This window comes from Chryseobacterium salipaludis, from assembly GCF_022968825.1.
In the GTDB taxonomy this organism is placed as follows: domain Bacteria; phylum Bacteroidota; class Bacteroidia; order Flavobacteriales; family Weeksellaceae; genus Kaistella; species Kaistella salipaludis.
This window is the reverse complement of the sequence record NZ_JALHKS010000007.1, coordinates 40,749-60,745: the sequence shown is the minus strand read 5'-3', so window position 1 is coordinate 60,745 and position 19,997 is coordinate 40,749. Positions and strand designations below refer to the sequence as shown.

The following is a 19,997-nucleotide window of genomic DNA, read 5'->3' as shown; positions in this document are numbered from 1 at the left end:
AATTTGAGAATTTGGAAATTGAAGTATCTTTTATTTCAGGTGTACGTGAAAGCTCCCCGTATCTTTCCCGGAAGCCATATTGCTACGGCCGATGCGCAGCCAAAGTTCGCCTTTGCCGGTAACGGGCAAATTGATGTCGCGGCCAAAGGGACCGTCCCATGTTTCATCGGGATACCGAAGCTGGTTGAAGCGGATATTCATTTCTTTGTCGGCGGGTTCGATCGTGCCGGTGATTTTTCCTCTTTTAAAATCTTGTATTTTTAGCAGCAGCTCCTGACCGTGGTAACTGAAGGTTTCATCAATGGTTAGCGGCAAGCGGTCTGCAGAAAAGGTTCTGCTGATGGAAGTGCTGTCTTCAGTGCGGTGGCTGGCGGCAGTATCTTGCGAGGGAAGCGCCTTGTGTGTTACGTCTTGTTGATCAACTGTATCGCCTGGAACTGTTTGCACGGTATCCGACCCGATATCTGTGCGTTCCGAGGAGGTATTTTTAGAACAGTTCATCAGGAAAATCGGGAGCAAAAGCCATAATTTATTCATAAAATATTGTGTTGGTACGTTTTTCACATGCACAAATTATTCCAGCGGTCATTCGGGCCTACGCGGGAATTATGTATCTTTGAAACACTGAGTAAAAAGTAAAGTTATGTTGCGAAATTTCCGGCACTCCATGGAACAGCAGTGGTTTGGCGTGCTCACCCGAATGGGCGCCAAATTCGGCATTCCGGTTTCCAAACTCCGGGTGTTCTTTATCTACTCCACTTTTGCAACGGCGGGCATTTTCTTTTTGATTTACCTTGGCCTGGCGTTTACGCTGTGGATTAAGGATATGTTTATCACGCGCCGGCCCGGTGTTTTTGATTTATAAATGAAGACAGCTGCGTGCTTTTTTAATTTAAATTATGGAATATATACATGTGACGGCCTGCGATGATTTTCGCGCCGTGAATATCTACGAATCGTACTGCTCCACTTTTCCCGAAAATGAAAGGCGCTGTGAAAAGCAGTACCGTGCACTCTTTCAGCATCCAAAGGTGAAGGTATGCTCGCTGCTGGACGAGCTGCAGAATGTGGGTTACATGATTTGCTGGACGCTGACGGACTTTGTTTTCATTGAACATTTTGAAATATTTCCCGAATACCGCAACCGTCAATACGGCTCCCAGATTATGGCGGATCTCTTCCGTGATTATTCCAAAATTGTACTGGAAATTGAACCTGAAGATTGTGGCGATGACGCGGCGCGGCGACTACAGTTCTATGAACGCAACGGCTTCCACGTGATCGACAAGCTATACGTGCAGCCACCCTATGATGCTAATAAAGAACCGCTGGACTTATGGCTGCTTGCCAACTGGCAACCGGAAGATATTGAAAGCCTGAAAGAGGAGATTTATGATGTGGTGTATTGTAGATGTTAGAAGTTAGAAATTAGAAATTAGATGGTTAGAAGTTAGAAGTCGGAGGTCGGAAGTCGGAAGTCAGAGATTGAGGTTTGAGGAGTTGGGAGTTGGAAAATGGAAAGCTGAAAAGAAAAGATGGAAGACCAATAACGATCGCCTATAACGGATGACTAAAGATTAATGACAGAAGGCGAAAAAAGATAAAAAAATCGAGGCAGCAGGTTACGCTCGATTTTTCTTTTTTATAGAAATGTATTACGGCAGCCCAGACTATTTATCTGCTTTATTCATGGCCAGGGTCAGCAGGAAGAAACTGTCGGAAACGGCTTTTACGCTGTGCATGATGTTTTCATGTAGCGCCAGCATTTCTCCTTTTTCGAGGACCACGTGATCTTCTGAAGTCATAAAATCAATTTTGCCTTCGACGACCTGAACGCTGATGACACCGTTGGCTTTGTGTGGTTTCAGTTCCGCCTCCTTGTGCAGCCCAATCAGAACAATCCGCATGGTCTCTGATTTGAAAATAGTCATCGAATTCCGGTCGCTGGTCTGCCAGGTTTCTTCATCATGGATTTTGGAAATGAAATCGGCGATACTCATTTTTACCAGGGGCGCGTCCAGTATGCGGTCACCTTCCGGTCGTAATGTTGTAGCTTCATTGGCTCTGACACCTTCCTCGGTTTTTTTCTCAAAAGAATGATGTGCTGCGTGGGTCTGCAGTTGTGCAACCATTTTGGAAATCGATTCATCTGCCGAGATTCCATAACCGTTCACCAGCGTACCCTTTACACCATATTCCGGTGAGGAGATCGCATACACAACTGATTCATCATCCGGATTGGATTCTCCTTCGAAACGGTACACTTTATCAATCCGGAAATCCTCGGGGGACAGGGTAATATTTGTTCTGTTGCAAACCACACATTCTTCTTTAATATTAAAGTCAAACGGATAGCCCATTTCTTTCAGGCCATTCAGGGTTTGGGATAAAGTCCCGAAACTTTCGGGCAGGCTGGCAGGATTATTTTGCAGGTCTTTCATGTTCTTCATTTTAATTTACTTCATACTCGAGTTTGATGGTAATGCTGGCTTCCTTGTCTTTGGAAGAGGTGTTAAAGGTGCCGCCGTAGGAATATTCCTCTGTGGAATTGGGCGCGGTAATCTGGGTCACGCCCATGGTGGCTTTCTTTAAATTTCCCAGTTTGGAACCGGCATTTTCCGCAATCTTTTCAGCGCGCTGTTTGGCGTCGGCGGTGGCATCGGCAATCATCTGATGTTTCACGTCGGCCAGTTTGGTGTAAAAATAATTGGGCGGCGCCGAGGTAAACTCAATTCCCAGGTTGATGATTTCTGTAATATTGCGGGAAAGGTTTTCCACCTTGGCGACCTCTTTACTTTCAATGGAAACCGATTGCGAAAGCTGATAACCGGCAAAAGTCTGAATGCTACGGCCGTTTGCGTCGCTGCCGTAGTCGTATTGCTTCTGGATGTCCACGGCAGAGAAGACCATCTGATCTTTAGGAATGCCTTTAGAGCTCAGATAGTTTTCGATTACCTTTTTATCATTGGCGAGTGCATCATAGGCAGACTTGAGTTCAAAACTGTTGCGCGAAAAGTTACCACTCCAGGTGATCAGATCGGAGGTGAATTTATTCGTTCCGAGTCCTGTAACGGAAATGGTATTTTCGGCTTTGTTGCGGTTTTTGATGGCGCTGCCAAGCAAGGCCAGCCCGATCACAAATCCAAGTGCAGCCACGGCGATGGCGATAATTGTTTTATTCATCAGAGTTGAAAATTTGGCTTATGGAGATGCAAAAATCATGCTTAAGAAAGCCAGTTTACCTGATGGAATTTTTTTTCGCGAAACGATCTTATTTTATTTGAGTGAAAATTTATGAAAACTCAGGTGACTGTTTGCGGTTGAATTTTCTTTTTTTATGAAACTATTGCGGCGCTGGCTATCCGGTTTTAAATATTGCTTTTTGTTTTTAGAGTGATATCACCAATATTATAACAATATACCGATGCAGGTAAAAAAGTCAAAGCAACATTTTCAATTGTTTTTATTCCCAATTGATCAATTGTAGTTACCAATGCTTTGTCAAAAGAATTCGCTTGGCAGAATTGAAGAATGCTTTTTAACTCTTGTGGTTTTTCGAAATAACGGTTACTCCATTTTATTTCAACACCCCAAGCCGGTTTATACTTTTTGTCGTCCAAAAGAACCAAGTCTACTTCCCCTTCTGTCCGCCCGTCTTTCCACCGGGCATATTTTAAATCTAGTTTTTCGCGATGCATCCATTGCGAAAGCACAGCAGTTTCGACCAAATTTCCCATTTCGCTGTCCGTTTCAGAAATGGGAGAAAACAAAGCAGTGCGCAGGGATGGATTCGTAAGATACACTTTAAAGCTAGTGACTCTTTTTAATCTTTTAGCATTGACATCTACTTTGTTTAACACTTTAATAAGAAAAGCAGCCTCTAAATATTCCAGGTATTTTTTTAGGGTATCTTTCTGAATACTGCTTTCCCGGCTCATGGTTTCATAGGAGAATTCGTTTCCTGTATTATAAGCGATATAAGTGAAGAAACGATTCAGTTCCTGCACATCTTTTATTCCGTAAAGGCTGGGCAAATCCCGTAACAACACTTTATCCACAATGTCATTCTTTACGTATCTGCCCATATCGCTTTGTATTTTTTCGGATAATACAACTTCCGGATAACCTCCAAAATTCAGGTATTGAATAAACTCCCTATTTAAGGCTTTTACATCATGTGTCAGGCAGTATTTAAGTTGCTGAGTACCGTAATGAATGCTGCTATCAAATATCAGATTGTTCATTTTTTTCAAGTATATATATTCCTGAAATGTAAGCGGAGGAAGCATAAAATCTGTAAATCGGCCAGCACCGCTTTCCGTACTGTGCCACTTCAGCGCGGCAGCAGCTGAACCGGACACTATAAATTTTGTATCCGGAAATGAATCCACAAGAACCTTGAGATGCCGTTCCCAGTCCTTCAGATATTGAACTTCATCAAAAAAGACATAGCAGCCATTTAAGTTTTTCAGGCTGAGAGCTTGCTTACACAGATCTAGCATATCTTCAAGACTTAAATGCATATAGATCGGATTATCAATACCGATAAAGAAAATATTTTGAGGATGTACATTCTCACTTAGTAATTGTTCAATACAGTGAAAAAGCATTACCGTTTTACCAACGCGGCGCGGCCCCATTAAAACTAAAGCGCGGCGAATCCTCTTTTCTTTGACATGCGGATAAAACAAATCAAAATATAGTCTCCTGGACATTGAACCATATACTTGTGGAATCTGATTATTTATCCACCAAGGATTTTCATAACGCAATCTTTCAATGATTTTATCTGTTGGAATAAGAGTAAATCGGCCCATAAATTCATCTATTTATACAAATATACACTATATAAGCAGATTTGAATCCATCTATTCTGACATTTTTGATGAAATAAAATGGAAAGGCGCCGTAATATTAACTCTTTCTTGCAGCCGAGCTATCAGAAAGAGGTTGGTCCCTTAATGCAAGACATTGTCTTTACAAACTCCTGCAGCATACATTTTTAACAGGGCTGCGGATACGAGTTGTAATTCACAGTGCGAATTAAGTAAATTTATATACTACAACTAGTTCCCCATCAGTTCTTCTAACATTTCCTCTAGATTATAATTTTATTTAAAATTTCAGGTCATGGTATATATCACAAATCAATAGATAGATAAAAATCTCTATCACTTACAATAACACTTTCATTGTAGAAACATCTTCATCAACCAATCATGATCTATTGGGATCATTTGTATTGTCATAATTAATTCTTGGAAATTCACTTAGGTCCAAATGCTCCACGATATTCTGTATTTTTGCCATTAAACTCTTCAATTCACTGTTAAGCTGAGAATTCAAGATTTCTCCTGCAAGATTTTTCGAAAGTTGGTAGATCTCCTCACGCCCTTCGATGCTGTCAAGATATTCATTCTGAAGTCTTGAAATTACAGCCCAAGCCTGACATTTAAATTCGATATCATATTCATCATCTACAAAAATCCAACTGTCAGCATTCGCCAATCTCCCAAGGGGATCCTCATACTGCTCGCATTGAAATATTTTGCGAACTAAAAGTTCGCATGAATAGGGAAAATCAACCACTAGTTATTTTTTTTTTACGTTAGAAGACATATTTAATATTGCACTTTTAGAGTTAGTTACGTTTTTCTGCAAATGGCCTTGTTTAAATATTAATCTAATAAAAACTTAATTCACCCTCATGAGATGCAATATATTTTCGCACCACAACATAATGAGTTGTTAAAAATAATATTATTGAAGCTTAATGGAATTAAAGTATTCCTTTAGACCTACCTTCATCTCACTATAATTTTCTTTTTCAGAATTGAAAATTGTTACATAGTAATAGTCTTGATGCGGAATAACGTAGTAATCAGCGATGTACTTCGTAAGTTTTGCTGTAGTTGGTTTCACTAACTGATATTCCATTTGGTAGTAGATGATATTGACCATATTTGAATTCGCGACAATTATCGGCGAAATATTTATTGATGCTTTTGCATCTAGTTTATTTAATTCTGTCACATTTCTTTTTACCGTTTCTTCATAAAAATAAATTAAGTTATCTGCAACTTCAGAGTTAGGCAAGAAGTCTGAATTGATGTTATCCATGTTATAATCTGCAAGCATAATCTGAAAGGTATTCATACAATTACATTTCATATTTTTATAAAAATATGTTTTAGGCGATGAAAATTCTGAAATATCGAAGTTTTCAACTACTGCAGAATAATTTTTATCTACCGATATTTTTGATTTAGCTTGCTCCAACAGTTTTTGATCAGCGATCGTAAAGTTATGCGGCACAGTCAGTTCCAAGCTCGATATTCTAATATTCTGAGACTGAACCAAAGAACAAATCATAACCATGACAAAAAACAGGTATTTTTTCATTTTAAAGAAGTAAGAACGTTTTTGAAGATGACTTCTATTAAGCATGAATTATTATTTCTAAACAATTTCAGCTTAAACTCAAAAGTAATTAATTGATTTTATAGCGCCAAAAAGTAGGGCATTTCTTTTTATAATTTTCTCTTCACCGGCTGATTAGGTTCGCCGCGGCGGTACGGCTCTATTTTGCGATACGCTTCGGAAATAAAACGCGAAACATCGGCGGTAGTCGGCCGAGCCGTTGCCAGTACCGTTGCGTAATCGAAACTTTGAAAAATATAAAAGATGAACGGCTGAATCTGGGTGGTGGTGAGCTTGAGTTCTTCGGTGAAAAATTCTGTTCCGATTTCTTTCAGAAGGAACTGCATATAATCCACTTTATCCCACTGATTGCGCACTTTTCCAACATTGAAACCCGGCCCTACCGGCTGCACAAATTCGCCTACCCTCGGTTTCAATACAGCCGGGTCAGACTTCGACCGGATGTATTTGATGGTTTCTGCCTTGAGTTTGGCAGTGGCTTTTGAATCACCCACATGTTTCACATCTTCTTTCAGGTCACCGACCAGTTTGTACGCTACTTTCACTTCTTCAATCTCCTCTGCAACTCTGGCCAGAACTATGTTTAAAGGCCTAACCGGATTTGTCACCACCGCTGTACTGCGTTCATACCCCCGTTTGAAGATACGGAGCTCGCTGCCGGCTGCGGCCTGAACGGAAAAAGCTCCATCGATTTTGGAGAGCACCTGCTGGCCGGTTTGCATATTGATGACGGTAGCACCGGAAAGCGGATCCCCTTCTTCACTACGCACTGTTCCTTCCACGACTTGTGCTGCGACCAACAGGGGAAACACCAGGAAAGTAATGGCAAAAAATTTAAGCATCAGGAACCGATTCGATGTGTTTTCACGTATTCTTTATAGGCAATACGCAGTTCACGGTCAATCACGGCAGCATTGAAATTTTTGCGGTAGCGCATGGCCAATTTTGCGTACTGATCGGCGTAAATCAGGAAACGATCGATATCTTCCTCGGTCCAGCCGGCTTTATAGTAAAAGCTGAGGTCCACTTCATTTTTAATACTACGGAAGAACTGCTGGGTTTCCGCGTAGTTAGCTTTGGTGATCGCAGGTTCGCTGTTTTTCTTAATTAATTTCGCCACCAGGCCGATCGCCGCAAAAACATCAACGCCGCCCGAGTATTTGGGTTGTTCAAAAAGAGACGGTGTTTTCAGGGTGGGCAGCACTTCCGTCACCGGTTGCCGCATATACCCACTAATGTAATTGTTGAGCGCTACTTTCCGGGGAGACTGATCGAGTGCTTTGCTGTCTTTCTTCAGGTCGCCCGTGGGCCGGAAGGTGAGTTTTACTTCCTCGATGTCATGCGCAGCCTGAATCAGCGTTATATTTACCGACTTCGTGAAATGCTGGTTATTCAAAGTGAGAGTAAAACGCTCGAAGCCTTTTTTAACGATGCGCAGTTGATCGCCCGGCCGTGCGGCGACGGCGAAATTGCCGTACTGATCGGTGGGTGTCGATTGATCGGTGCGCATATTGAAAACGATGGCACCGGCGATCTCGCGGTCGCTTTCGGAGCTTACCTTCCCGATGGCGTACTGCTGGGAAGACAGCAGCCCGGATAAATAAAGGAGGAAAAGGAGCAGGAGTCGATGTATGATCATACGCTTTTGTTTTCAGGTAAAATTAACCGATAACGATAATCGTTGATGCGCTGCGGGTTATTCCCAGCAGAAGTTTAACCATCCTTAACCGCTTTTATGATTTATTTGGAAAACGGCTGTTGAATTATTGTTAAAATCGCCCAAAGAGAGCCGGTTTTCCGCGTGAGGGATTGCAGTGGAAAGCCCGCAGCGAGGCACGAGCGAGGACTTGCAACGAAAAGCCCGACGGGAAGGAGCGCCTGGAGGCCGCGCGGCAGTGCGGGCGGAAGGGGCGACTGAGCGGCACGCCCTTGTTATAGAAGTCAGAGGGTTAGAAGTTAGAGGGGAAATAAAAGATTTTGAGAGAAAAGAGGAAAGTTTGCCGCAATTTTAAATTTTAAATTATAAATTTTAGATGGCTCCGACTTGTCAGCTAGCGTTAGAATTTAAATAACAGAAGCTTAGATTTTAAGTGGAGCATCTGTACAGCAGAAATTAGAGTGTTAGAATTTAGAAATTAGAGGGGAGATGATAGACATTGAGAGGAAAGGGAAAAGAAGAAAGAAAAATACTGGCAGAAATTGGCGATATTTTTTTGGTGAGGCGGCGTGGAAATTTTCATTATTAGCATCATTTTTGTATATTTGCAGGCTAATCAATTGGGGTTGACTGGTTTCGACAGCAAGACCAATAGGTAAGTAAGCATGCAGAGAACCGTAGCGCGATCTCTTAAATCCCTTGCTACGCATTTTTAACTGGCAACGAAGAGTTCGCTCTTGCAGCATAATCTGAATCACAGTAGGATTTTGCGCTTTCCCGAAGTATAGTAAGGAAGCAAGATGTCTCCCAAACGTTCTGTTCTGCGACGTTTGATCCGGGGGCATAGAAATGCAGAAATAAGTCCCGGGAGGCTTTGGCCCGGGAACGAAAATTTCAGAAGCTAAGCGGCAGATTGGGTGTCTGTACTCTGTTTGCCGACGAAAATCAAGTACAGAATAAGCATGTAGAAAGCTTATGTATTGCTTGTTTGGACGAGGGTTCGAATCCCTCCAACTCCACCACCCACACAACAAAGGCACTTTCCCGAGTGCCTTTTTTATTACCCATTCTTCACCAATTAAACAACTAAACGCCTTTCAGCAAGGGCTTCTATTGATGTTTAATGTTTAAATTTGTTCAATTGGGTTTATCGTATTATTACAAAATCTTATTACAAAGAAATAGCTTGTAATGTTTTAATTCCTACATTTGTAACAATAAAAACAAATGCAATAGAATGGCTTCATTTTACTACTTACGAGGAACCAAGGAGAAAAAAAAGATTTACATATCTGTAACATCCGGAACTTCTTTTACTGTACAGAAAGCAACTAAGTTCGTGGTGCATGTAGATGAGTGGGATCAGAAAGACAACAAGCTCATAGTCACCAGAGGCAGATTAGCCGCAGCTAAGGCTGAACTATTAGAGAGAGAAAAGATTAATGCTGAACTGTTAGAATATCAAAATAAGGTCGAAAGCTACCTAAATGAGCTAAAGGAAAGTGATAGCCTGAGTGAGCAGAGAATAGTAGATTTTATTAGCGCCTTAAACGGAAAGAAGGCTAAAACCTTGGAGATTGCCACAGATTTTAATGGATTCCTAGAGTATTACTTTACGTCGAAGCATTGGCTAGCAGATGGCACTGTTAAAGCGTATCGGCGCACCGGCAACTTAGTTAATAAGTTATACCCGAAGCTAAGAATGAGTGATATTGATGACAGCTTTAAAAAGAATTTTGCCTCCTATATGAAAGAAAACGGGCATCAGATGTCCTATGTAAGAAAAACTTTAGGGAATATTCGGGACTTCTGGAAATACGCAAAAGACAAAGGACTAACTGTATCTATAGATCCGCAGACATGGGAATTAGCTAGAGAATTCCCCACTCCAAAAGAGCAAAAATATGAAGATCCTTACCTTTCCTTAGCAGAGCTAGACCTCATAAAAGCGGTTAATTTTGAGAAGGAGTCACTTGACAACGCTCGAGACTGGCTATTGATATGCTGCTGGACAGCTCAAAGAGTTAGTGATTTAATGCAGTTTACACCGGATAAAATCACAGAGGTAAATGGGGAGCAATTCATTACTATAATCCAAAATAAAGGCAAGAAAGAAATTACAATCCCACTTTTTAACGAGGTCGCCAAAATCTTAAATAAGCGAAACGGTAATTTCCCGCGGGCTATTTCGGAACAGAAGTTTAACGAATACATAAAAGAGGTGTGTGAAAAGGCTGGCTTGACAGAAATAATCCACGGCTCACGACGAAGACAAAAAACCGAAATAAATGGCAGAACTGTTTACCGAAATCAAATTGGGTACTTTCCTAAATTTCAACTTATCTCTTCACATATTGGGCGAAGAAGTTTTATTTCAAATTTCCTGCGGCAGATTGACTATGAAAAAATAAAGCAAATTTCTGGGCACAGCCATTCGTCAATGGTCCAACTTTACGATAAAATGGGAGCTATTACGAAAGCTGAGCTGCTTAGAGCTGATTATAAAAATGCCGGAATAGAATAATTTAAAAAAGTTACTAACAATTTATAAAAAGCAAAATCATACCCAGAGCATACTCTAGGTACGATTTTGTTTTTTTTATGCGAAATTTTGATGTCAAAACCTAACTTATCCGTAGTTGTAAATTTGGAATGATACGTTAAAGGGTCTATTTTTGAATCAACAGAAACAAACACAGAAGGACACAACACTATATATTTTATACCATAAAAATGAACCATTAAAAAAATTATTTTACAAAAAAATGCCCGACCAGAAAAGATCGAGCAAAACAGAGTAGGTTACATTAAACTTTGCACGGCCTAATGTAATTACAAAGCTACTCTTTTTGTTTGTACTTAGAAAGTTGGGTTAATATCAAACTTAAATTTTCAAAATGAAGAAAAAAGTATCTTTCAATGAGATACCAGAAGCTCTAGATGCATTACTGGTATTAACTGCGCAGATTTTAACTGCAACACAAGCAAAGCCAACCAATCCGGCGAACGACAATCTTAAAGAAATTTTATCAGTCAAGGAAGTGTGCGAGCTACTTGACATTAACCGAACCACCTTGTGGAACTGGGAGAAAAAAGGCACGGTAAAAAGCTACGGCATCGAAGGGCGAAAGTTTTTCAAGCGCTCAGATCTTTTAAAACTTTTAATACCGCTGACTAATGGAAAATAAAAAGCCCCAAGCATTGCAGTGCGTAGGAGCCGTATTAGTAAATGAGTATAAGACCTGCAAATATAGTGAATACTTACTATTTCACGAAGCTTCTTTTTACACCGTCTTAATAATGTTTAACAACCTAAAAAACGTAGCATTATGTTGGATATAAAAGGTGTTATGCAGTCAGTGAAAGAAGATCGGACGGCGATTGCTGAGCATTATAGGAACGAGATTAAAGCAAAGACTATTTCGGCCGAGGAATTAATTAAGATGGATGTAAGTGAAATCCCGACTCTATTAGAGCCGATATTTCCAAAAGTAGGACTTATTGGTTTTGCAGGAAGTTCTGACGTAGGTAAAAGTTCATTAGTACGCCATTTTGCGGTATCTGTAGTACTTGGCCAGAAAAGTTTCATCGGAATGAATATAAACGCTCAGCATAACAGAGCAATTTATGTAAGTTCGGAAGATTCTGCTGAAAGTTTGGCGTTTTTGTTACAAAAACTGAACAACGAGTATAAACTGCCAGCTTCCGAATACAGGGGATTAAAATTTATAACGGAGACCGAGAACCTTTTAGAAAGATTAGAATTGGAACTCCAGTCCGAGCCCACAGACTTGATTGTTTTAGATACATTTGGAGATCTTTATGGCAGATCCATGAACGAGAGCAACCAAGTACGTAGTTTTCTAAATGATTATAGTCAACTCGCTCAGAAGTATCAGTGCCTTGTTATTGTATTACATCATACCGGAAAACGCACAGATGAATTTGCACCCAGCAAACACAATTTACTGGGCTCGCAAGGTTTCGAAAGTAAGATGAGACTGGTAGTTGAACTTCGGCCTGACAGGCATAAGAACTCCCAAAGACATTTTTGCATTGTCAAAGGCAACTATCTGCCACGGGAGTTTAAGGAAAGTAGTATTGTACTGGAAATGAATGATAATTTTTATTTCTCTGCAACAGGTGGACGTGTAAGTTTTGAACATCTAGGCGCCGCAGGCAACACTAAGCAAATAGAACTTGAATATGAAGTGCTGGAGCTTGCTCAAACTGGCATAAGTCAGACAGCAATCGCAGAAAAGCTAGGAACGAACCAATCTAAAGTGAGCCGGATTTTATCGAAGAATAAAACATGATTTAAAATTATTCATTCATTCACCCCCTAGGGCGTGAATGAATGAATATTCACTTTTATAATCGTATTACTCTTATAATCAATAATTTGTTCACATTTTATTCAATGTGAATATTCAGCAAATAATTCAGAAAGAAATGCAAAAAAAATTCGCATTTTCAAGGGGAAAACGTCGCATACTGGCGCAGACCTGCCCGTGCGGAAAATCCAATAATGATGGCAAATTTGCCCCAGACAAATATGATCCTAACACTGGCTATTGCCATTCTTGCTGCAGAGCGTTCTTTGGTAAAAATGACAGGACAAGTTTTGACAGTAAACTCTATAAACTTCCGGAAGTCCCGAGTTTTCATTCTAGAGAAACCGTTGATACCACTCTGAGAAATTACGGTAACAACAATCTCATCTTATTCTGCAAAAAAGTATTTCCTAAAAAAGACGTTGAGAGGCATGCGCAGACATACGGTGTTGGAACGTCAAGTAAGTTAGGCGGTAAAAGCACCGTTTTCTGGCAGCAGGACAGAATAAACAACGTTCGAGCAGGAAAAATAATTAAGTACGATTCTACAACGGGAAAACGACTTAAATATCCTCAAGTAACAACGGATGCTATTTGGGTACACAGTTTTTTAGAAACGCAAAACTTCAACCTTCAACAATGCCTGTTTGGGCTCCACCTCATCACCAGTGATATGGACAAAGATATTGCTATAGTTGAAAGCGAAAAAACAGCATTTATAATGTCTCTCGTGGATGATAGTGTTATATATTTAGCCACCGGCGGTAAAAGTAATTTTAATCTTAATATGTTACGACCTTTAAAAGGTAGAACAGTTACGGCATATCCGGATAATGGTGAATTTGAACTTTGGAAAAGCACTGCAGATTCATTGCGACAACATGGCCTTGTCATTCAAGTATCTCAAATTATGGAAAGCCCAGAGAAGGATAAAGGATGGGATTTAGCAGATGAGGTAATTCGAGCAGTTTTCAAAGGAAATACACCATAAAATATAATAGAGTCTTAACTGAAGCATTCTTTATATTAATATAAGGCTTGTCATTTTTGATTCAATCGCATTTAATAAGAAAACGATGGACTAAGGTAAATGCTGGAGCAGCCTATTGGTATTTGTATAGTGAGCCCAACAATCGGAAGCGGAGATCCATATTAAACTCTTCTTCCCTACCAAACTATAAATCTAATAAGGCCAGCCAGCCTCATAGCTACATATTTTAAGAAAGCTAATTGGCTTCACATTGAAACTACAGAAATCATTTTTAAGTTCCATTTGACACGTGCGTAAAATCGAGTTTGGAATTGCAAACTAGAAGCTATGATATAGAAGGGGCGGGTCGTTTTGCAGATGAAAAGGTCGTCATTTTTTATTGGTGCTCTTACGATAACACTTACCATAGATCCTAGGTACCAAAGGTGAATTCTTTTTACAATATGCTTGAAATAAAAGTCAGAAAAAATCTCAACTGGCCCTAGCACTGGAGTCTCTAAAAACCAATCATAAACAACCTTTACCATGTTTTAAACAGTAAACTATTAGATTAATAGCTAATGGCTATACTGCTTTAAATTATATATATTTGCATTTCAAATTTACCGATAAAACGAAGCGTTAGCTTTTGTTCTGCAAACAGAAATCTGGAAATTTCAAATACATCGCAGGATAAACAGTTGATGCCCTCGCCATGGGCGTGGGCTATACTGTCTTAAACGCCAAAACCTGGACTATTTTTTCTAAAACTGATTTTTTAAGTGTTTCATCCTCAAGTTTAGATTTGTTCCGAATATCTTGAATTTCAGGAATTATATTCTTTAGCGGAACGATCTTCTTAACATCACGTTCATTGATTACTAGATCCTCGAAGAGATTGCCGGTGCGGACAATTTTTTTTTATTTCGAAGGTTAGTTAGTAATCCAATTGCATCATCCAGATTGCCATGAACGTAAATCTCCGAACGGCCGAAGCGATTGGTTTTCTCCCTAATTTCCCCTAAGATATTTTGTGAGTTTTTATCGAAGTAATCAGAAATATTTTGAGCGGGAGATTGACTATTCTTTTTAAGAATTATAATATCCGTTCCAATTTGTGTACCCGCAAAGGCACCAATTGGCAATCGATAAGCGCTTAACAATTCAGCGTTATTCAGCTTTTTCTGACGGTTTAACCAGCCGGACGGAACAACCATTGCCAAAATACCCTCATGTTTCAAAGCATCGAGACCACCGGGTTGCGATATTCGGACGTAGAAAATTTAAAACGAAGCGACATTAAAGATAATTTCATCGAAATAATAACGGTAAAAACTTCCGATAGTTTAATTATTGAACTCAATGATCACAGCAGAGCCATACTCGAAAAATACAAAGATGAAGTGTATGAAAAATCTAAAGCTTTCCCAGTGATCAGCAATCAAAAAATGAATGAATATTTACGGGAACTAATGGAAATGGCAGAAATTGATGAACCTATTCGCGAAACCTATTATAAAGGTAATCAGAAATTCGATGAAGTTTCCCCAAAATACGCAATTATGAGTTCTCACGCTGGGAGACGAACTTTTATCTGCAACGCTTTGGCATTAGGAATTCCACCGCAGGTCGTGATGAAGTGGACAGGTCACAGTGATTATGCTGCGATGAAGCCCTATATTGATATTGCAGATCAAACTAAAATAAATGCGATGGAAAAATTTAATATGCTGTAATCATAACATGAAGTAAGTCATTGCACAAATACCTACCTCCAATATTGGATAAAAAATAATTTTTCTAACTTAGCGCCCGTGAAAATTATCGCCTTCCTCTTATCCTTATTCTTTATGGCACTCATCGTAGTACCATGCAGCGATGCTGCGAATGGTTTTGGGGATAAGGTGTGTGTCGCAGAGGATGTTCATTTAGAACAAAGTCAGGATCAGCATGCGGATCTTTGTACGCCGTTCTGCGTCTGCAATTGCTGTGGAATATCAATTACTGTTTTGCAAATCACCAAACTACTTCCACAGAAAATTGTTGTATTTATTAAAGATATTCTTCCTGAGAAGAATTACAACTACGCCCTTCTCGCCTCTGCCGGTGTCTGGCAGCCCCCCAAAATAGGTTAATACTTTTCCTTCGGATTTATATTCGTAGGATTATTATACGGCTATTAAATAGTCGTGCATTTCCGTGAACAATACGGAATATGCTCTATCCTTCAATTAACCTTAATTTTTACAAATGCTATATAAAATTATACAGTTTAGTGTAAAGAACAAGCTCATAATTGGGCTCATGACTTTCGCACTAATCATCTGGGGCGTGTATAGTGCTACTAAACTCCCTTTGGATGCTGTACCTGATATTACCAATAATCAGGTTCAGATTATAACCAGTACACCAACATTAGCCGCACAGGAAACAGAACAATTGGTGACTTTTCCAATTGAGCGGAGCCTCGCCAATATTCCTGGAATTACCGAAATGAGATCAATCTCCAGATTTGGCCTGTCGGTAATTACCGTCGTTTTTGAAGAAAGCGTCGATGTTTACTTTGCTCGTCAGCTGATAAGTGAAAAACTGAAAGAAGCCGAGGAAAATATTCCACAAGGTATTGGTACGCCAGAAATGTCTCCGGTATCCACCGGTTTAGGAGAAATCTATCAGTATGTTATTCACCCTAAAAAAGGGTCAGAAGACAAATACTCCGCTACCGACCTTCGAACTATGCAGGATTGGGTCGTGGCCCGCCAACTCTATGGTACACCGGGCGTAACTGAAATTAACAGTTTCGGCGGTAAACTTAAGCAGTATGAGGTGGCTATCAATCCGTACAGACTTAAAGCTATGAACGTGACCATTGCAGATATTTTCACAACCCTTCAAAAAAATAACGAAAATACAGGTGGTGCTTACATTGATAAAAAACCCAACGCTTATTTCATCCGGGGAATCGGCCTTATTTCATCTTTAGATGATATTTCCAATACCGTTATTAAAACTGTTAATGGCATTCCGGTGCTTATAAAAGATGTTGCAGAAACCAGAATTGGTAGTGCAGTCAGATATGGTGCCTTAACTTATAATGGCGATAAAGAAGCAGTGGGTGGTATTGTAATGATGCTGAAAGGTGAAAATTCTGCGCAAGTAGTGAGCCGGGTCAAAGAAAAAATGGTTACCATACAAAAATCACTGCCGCCTGATATTATCGTGGAGCCTTTTCTGGATCGAACGAGTTTAGTGGACCGTGCGATCCGCACCGTAGAAACCAATTTGGTCGAAGGAGCACTCATCGTCGTTCTTGTGTTGGTTCTGTTTCTGGGTAACTTACGGGCTGGGCTTATTGTGGCGTCGGCAATACCACTGTCACTTCTTTTTGCGCTTGGAATGATGAATGTATTTGGTGTCAGTGCAAATTTGATGAGTCTTGGTGCTATTGACTTTGGACTTATTGTAGATGGTGCCGTTATTATTGTTGAAGCAACTCTACATTTTCTTGCTGTCCATCACCGTTTCCAGAAACTGTCTCAAGATACGATGGACCAAGCTGTGCAGTCAAGTGCAAAAAAGATGATGAGTTCTGCGGTGTTTGGTCAGATCATTATCCTCATTGTATATCTCCCGATTCTTTCACTTCAGGGGATTGAAGGTAAAATGTTCCGCCCAATGGCAGAGACGGTGTCTTTTGCAATTATAGGGGCATTAATACTCTCGCTTACCTATATACCAATGATGTCCGCCTTATTTCTGTCTAAAAATATAAGCGCCAAAAAAACTTTCGCAGATAAAATAATGGCGAAGATCCGGAATTTTCATCTGCCCCTTTTGCAGAAAGCAATTGCATTTAAATACGCAGTTGTTGGCGGTGCGGTGGCGCTGCTTGCGATTTCGCTGTTTCTGTTTTCCAGGATGGGTGGTGAATTTATACCGCAGTTGCAGGAAGGCGATTTTGCAGTGCACTGTATTTTACCACAGGGTACCTCACTTTCTCAAAGCATTGAAACGTCAATGCAGGCAAGCCGAATTCTGAAATCTTTTCCTGAAGTGAACACCGTAGTGGGTAAAACCGGTAGTGCCGAAGTTCCCACAGACCCCATGCCGCCCGAGGCAACTGACCTTATTGTGACCCTGAAACCACAAAAAGAATGGAAGGACAGTAACAAATCTTATAAGGACTTAAGTGCTGAGATGATGGAAAAACTCGAAATGATTCCCGGGGTATTCTTCGAGGTTTCACAACCGATACAGATGCGCTTCAACGAGTTAATGACCGGGGTGCGCCAGGACGTAGCGGTCAAAATATTTGGTGAAAACATAGATACCCTTGCGAAACTGGCACCTGAAGTTGCCAAAATAGTACAAAAAGTAGAAGGTGCCACCGAACCACAAATTGAGCAGACGGTGGGTTTGCCCCAAATAACCATTACTTACGACAGAGCCAGGCTGGCCTCTTATGGATTGAATATTGAGGATATAAACCATACAGTGAGCACAGCTTTTGCGGGCGAAACCGCTGGAGTGGTATTTGAGGACGAAAGAAAGTTTAATTTGGTCGCACGGCTCGACAGTGTGAGCAGAAGTTCTATCGATGACGTGAGTAACCTGTTTATTCCAACTGAAAATGGCGTGCAAATTCCGCTTTCTCAGGTAGCAAAGGTTGAATATAAAGACGGACCGGCGCAAATCAGTCGTGAAGATGGCAAACGCCGGATCGTTGTAGGCTTTAATGTAAAAGATAGAGATGTAGAAAGTGTAGTAACTGAAATTCAGAGCAAACTTAATGATGCAAACATCTTACCCGCTGGCTATTACTATACATACGGTGGAACATTCGAAAATTTGAAGCAGGCCTCTTCACGATTGCAAATAGCAGTTCCAGTAGCCTTAGCTCTTATTTTTCTTTTACTGTACTTCACCTTCCGTAACTTCAAAGACAGCATACTTATTTTCACCGCAATACCAATGAGTGCTATCGGTGGGGTCTTTGCACTGCTGATTAGGGATATGCCTTTCAGTATTTCAGCGGGAGTCGGCTTCATTGCGCTATTCGGGGTGGCAGTTCTGAATGGAATTGTTTTAGTCAGTACCTTCAAGGATCTACAGAAATCCGGCGTTAACAATATTTTCAGGAGAGTCATTCAAGGTACGACCACCAGGCTTCGCCCTGTGTTGATGACGGCGGCAGTCGCATCATTCGGATTCTTTCCTATGGCTTTTTCAAATGGTAGCGGCGCAGAAGTACAGAGACCGCTAGCGACCGTGGTAATTGGAGGTTTGGTAACAGCAACCTTACTTACCTTATTTGTCCTGCCTCTACTGTATATCATATTTAATTCTAAGAATCAAATCAAAAATAAATTGAGAATTAGTAAAAAAAAATCGTTTTTAATGCTAATAATTTTACTGTGTTCTTCCGTAGGTGCACTTAGTGCGCAGGAAAGAATTTCACCAAATGACGCGGTAAATATAGCCTTAGATAATAATCTACAGTACACTGTAAACAGTGCCCAAGTCAATAAAGCCGTACTGGAAACTAAAACTGCACGTGAAATTCCGAAGACTGGGATCTTTGTAGAAAACGACGATATGAGACCAAGTGATCCGGATGGCGATTTTAAAATTGGTATCCAGCAGTCCATCCAATGGCCCGGGTTGTATAAGGCGAAAAGAAAATATTTTGAGGAGCAGCTGAAATATCACCAACTGAACAAAAACATGCTGGACGCGGTGATAAAAAGGGAAGTAAATACCGCTTTTTACCAGCTATGGTACCTTCAGGATGTGGGTAAACTCTACCAAAAACTGGATGAATATTATACGTCCATGTACAAAGCTGCTAACCTTCGTTTCAAAACTGGCGAAGCAGCCGGTCTTGAAAATATTGCTGCAGAAGCTCGGATGAAGGAGCTTCAGGCCCAACGCCAGCAAAATTTACAGAATATTGCAGCACAACAGCAACAATTAAGTCTTTATCTTAACAGTCAATCGTTATATCTGCCGAAAGACACAAACCTGGAGAAACTGGAGCTCGATGATTTACCCTCAGACAGTCTTCATCCCTCATTAGCCCTGCAGCGGCAGAATATAGAAATTGCACGGGCGAATATAGATGTTCAGAAAATGCAGAACAAACCTGACTTTTCCGGAAGGATATTTTCTCAGCGATTATACGGAATGAAGGATCCGATCACGGGTTTTTCTGTAGCGGTAGATTTTCCGATTTTTGGAAAAACGGCTTATAAAGCAAAATTGCAATCTGCAAAAGCCGAGGTAGAAATTCAACAGTCTCAGCTGCGTTATCAGCAAAATCAGTTCGCGGCACAAGCTCGCACCACCTATACAGAAATTCTGAAAGCTGCTGAAATGCTTAAATATTATGAAGGCATAGGTTTAAAACAGGCAGATCAAATTTTTAATGCGGCAATGCTCAGTTACAAAGCGGGGGAAATAGGGTTTTCTGAAATGCATCAGTTTTTTACGCAAGCGATAGACATCAGAAAAAACTACTTGGTTGCATTAAATGAGTACAACCTGGCCGTTATTCAGTATAACTATTACATTAAAAATTAAGTACCAAAATAGAATA

General features: G+C 40.4%; 17 protein-coding genes, 1 other RNA gene and 1 pseudogene. 10 read left to right on the top strand and 9 right to left on the bottom strand.

Features of this window, described 5'->3' with window-relative positions; genetic code table 11:
* Window positions 1–30 precede the first annotated feature (30 nt).
* Complete coding sequence (locus MVI27_RS11100; protein WP_246961805.1) at window positions 31–537, bottom strand: hypothetical protein; 507 nt, start codon at window positions 535–537, stop codon at window positions 31–33.
* Between the two features lie 106 nt (window positions 538–643).
* Here MVI27_RS11100 and MVI27_RS11095 point away from each other — a divergent pair, with 106 nt between their 5' ends.
* Entirely contained in the window at window positions 644–865 is a 222-nt protein-coding gene (locus MVI27_RS11095; protein ID WP_246961803.1) for a PspC family transcriptional regulator, read from the top strand.
* A gap of 34 nt (window positions 866–899) precedes the next feature.
* Window positions 900–1,418, top strand: a complete 519-nt coding sequence (locus MVI27_RS11090) for a GNAT family N-acetyltransferase (RefSeq protein ID WP_246961801.1) — start codon at window positions 900–902, stop codon at window positions 1,416–1,418.
* Between the two features lie 252 nt (window positions 1,419–1,670).
* On the opposite strand, the gene MVI27_RS11085 is transcribed toward MVI27_RS11090, so the two are convergent.
* The 7 genes from MVI27_RS11085 to MVI27_RS11055 all read right to left on the bottom strand — a co-directional run bounded on the left by MVI27_RS11085 (window position 1,671) and on the right by MVI27_RS11055 (window position 8,080).
* Window positions 1,671–2,441, bottom strand: coding sequence for a cupin domain-containing protein (locus tag MVI27_RS11085; RefSeq protein WP_246961799.1), 771 nt, complete (start codon window positions 2,439–2,441; stop codon window positions 1,671–1,673).
* A 10-nt stretch (window positions 2,442–2,451) separates the two neighbouring features.
* Complete coding sequence (locus MVI27_RS11080) at window positions 2,452–3,183, bottom strand: SIMPL domain-containing protein (protein WP_246961797.1); 732 nt, start codon at window positions 3,181–3,183, stop codon at window positions 2,452–2,454.
* 185 nt (window positions 3,184–3,368) lie between these two features.
* The gene (locus MVI27_RS11075; RefSeq protein ID WP_246961795.1) at window positions 3,369–4,817 is read right to left on the bottom strand and encodes an ATP-binding protein; all 1,449 of its coding nucleotides are present in this window, start codon (window positions 4,815–4,817) and stop codon (window positions 3,369–3,371) included.
* 400 nt (window positions 4,818–5,217) lie between these two features.
* A complete protein-coding gene (locus MVI27_RS11070; RefSeq protein ID WP_246961793.1) occupies window positions 5,218–5,589 on the bottom strand; it encodes a DUF3387 domain-containing protein in 372 nt (123 codons plus the stop codon).
* A gap of 171 nt (window positions 5,590–5,760) precedes the next feature.
* The gene (locus MVI27_RS11065) at window positions 5,761–6,402 is read right to left on the bottom strand and encodes a hypothetical protein (RefSeq protein WP_246961792.1); all 642 of its coding nucleotides are present in this window, start codon (window positions 6,400–6,402) and stop codon (window positions 5,761–5,763) included.
* A 128-nt stretch (window positions 6,403–6,530) separates the two neighbouring features.
* Window positions 6,531–7,283 carry a carboxypeptidase-like regulatory domain-containing protein gene (locus tag MVI27_RS11060; RefSeq protein ID WP_246961790.1) on the bottom strand — a complete coding sequence of 251 codons (753 nt, stop codon included), beginning with the start codon at window positions 7,281–7,283 and terminating at the stop codon, window positions 6,531–6,533.
* Window positions 7,283–8,080, bottom strand: coding sequence for a peptidase associated/transthyretin-like domain-containing protein (locus MVI27_RS11055; RefSeq protein WP_246961788.1), 798 nt, complete (start codon window positions 8,078–8,080; stop codon window positions 7,283–7,285). The genes MVI27_RS11060 and MVI27_RS11055 overlap by 1 nt, the downstream gene beginning before the upstream one ends.
* 640 nt (window positions 8,081–8,720) lie before the next feature.
* On the opposite strand from MVI27_RS11055, the gene ssrA reads away from it, so the two are divergent.
* The 5 genes from ssrA to MVI27_RS11030 all read left to right on the top strand — a co-directional run bounded on the left by ssrA (window position 8,721) and on the right by MVI27_RS11030 (window position 13,423).
* Window positions 8,721–9,120: a transfer-messenger RNA gene (ssrA, locus tag MVI27_RS11050) on the top strand.
* Window positions 9,121–9,335: 215 nt separating this feature from the next.
* Complete coding sequence (locus MVI27_RS11045) at window positions 9,336–10,622, top strand: tyrosine-type recombinase/integrase (protein WP_246961787.1); 1,287 nt, start codon at window positions 9,336–9,338, stop codon at window positions 10,620–10,622.
* A gap of 373 nt (window positions 10,623–10,995) precedes the next feature.
* The gene (locus MVI27_RS11040) at window positions 10,996–11,286 is read left to right on the top strand and encodes a helix-turn-helix domain-containing protein (RefSeq protein WP_246961785.1); all 291 of its coding nucleotides are present in this window, start codon (window positions 10,996–10,998) and stop codon (window positions 11,284–11,286) included.
* Window positions 11,287–11,427: 141 nt separating this feature from the next.
* Window positions 11,428–12,414, top strand: a complete 987-nt coding sequence (locus tag MVI27_RS11035) for an AAA family ATPase (RefSeq protein ID WP_246961783.1) — start codon at window positions 11,428–11,430, stop codon at window positions 12,412–12,414.
* 136 nt (window positions 12,415–12,550) lie between these two features.
* Entirely contained in the window at window positions 12,551–13,423 is an 873-nt protein-coding gene (locus tag MVI27_RS11030) for a DUF6371 domain-containing protein (protein WP_246961781.1), read from the top strand.
* A gap of 860 nt (window positions 13,424–14,283) precedes the next feature.
* Here MVI27_RS11030 and MVI27_RS11025 read toward each other — a convergent pair.
* Window positions 14,284–14,625: a DNA methyltransferase family protein gene (locus tag MVI27_RS11025; RefSeq protein ID WP_323134615.1), complete on the bottom strand. Its 342-nt coding sequence runs from the start codon at window positions 14,623–14,625 to the stop codon at window positions 14,284–14,286.
* A gap of 30 nt (window positions 14,626–14,655) precedes the next feature.
* Between MVI27_RS11025 and MVI27_RS11020 the strand changes: the two are divergent.
* From MVI27_RS11020 to MVI27_RS11010, 3 genes and pseudogenes are all read left to right on the top strand, one after another.
* A pseudogene (locus MVI27_RS11020) lies at window positions 14,656–15,138 on the top strand (site-specific integrase); the annotation flags it as partial.
* Between the two features lie 78 nt (window positions 15,139–15,216).
* Window positions 15,217–15,537 carry a DUF6660 family protein gene (locus MVI27_RS11015; RefSeq protein WP_246961779.1) on the top strand — a complete coding sequence of 107 codons (321 nt, stop codon included), beginning with the start codon at window positions 15,217–15,219 and terminating at the stop codon, window positions 15,535–15,537.
* 115 nt (window positions 15,538–15,652) lie between these two features.
* On the top strand, window positions 15,653–19,981 hold the full coding sequence (locus tag MVI27_RS11010; protein WP_246961777.1) for a CusA/CzcA family heavy metal efflux RND transporter: 4,329 nt from the start codon (window positions 15,653–15,655) through the stop codon (window positions 19,979–19,981).
* Window positions 19,982–19,997 lie beyond the last annotated feature (16 nt).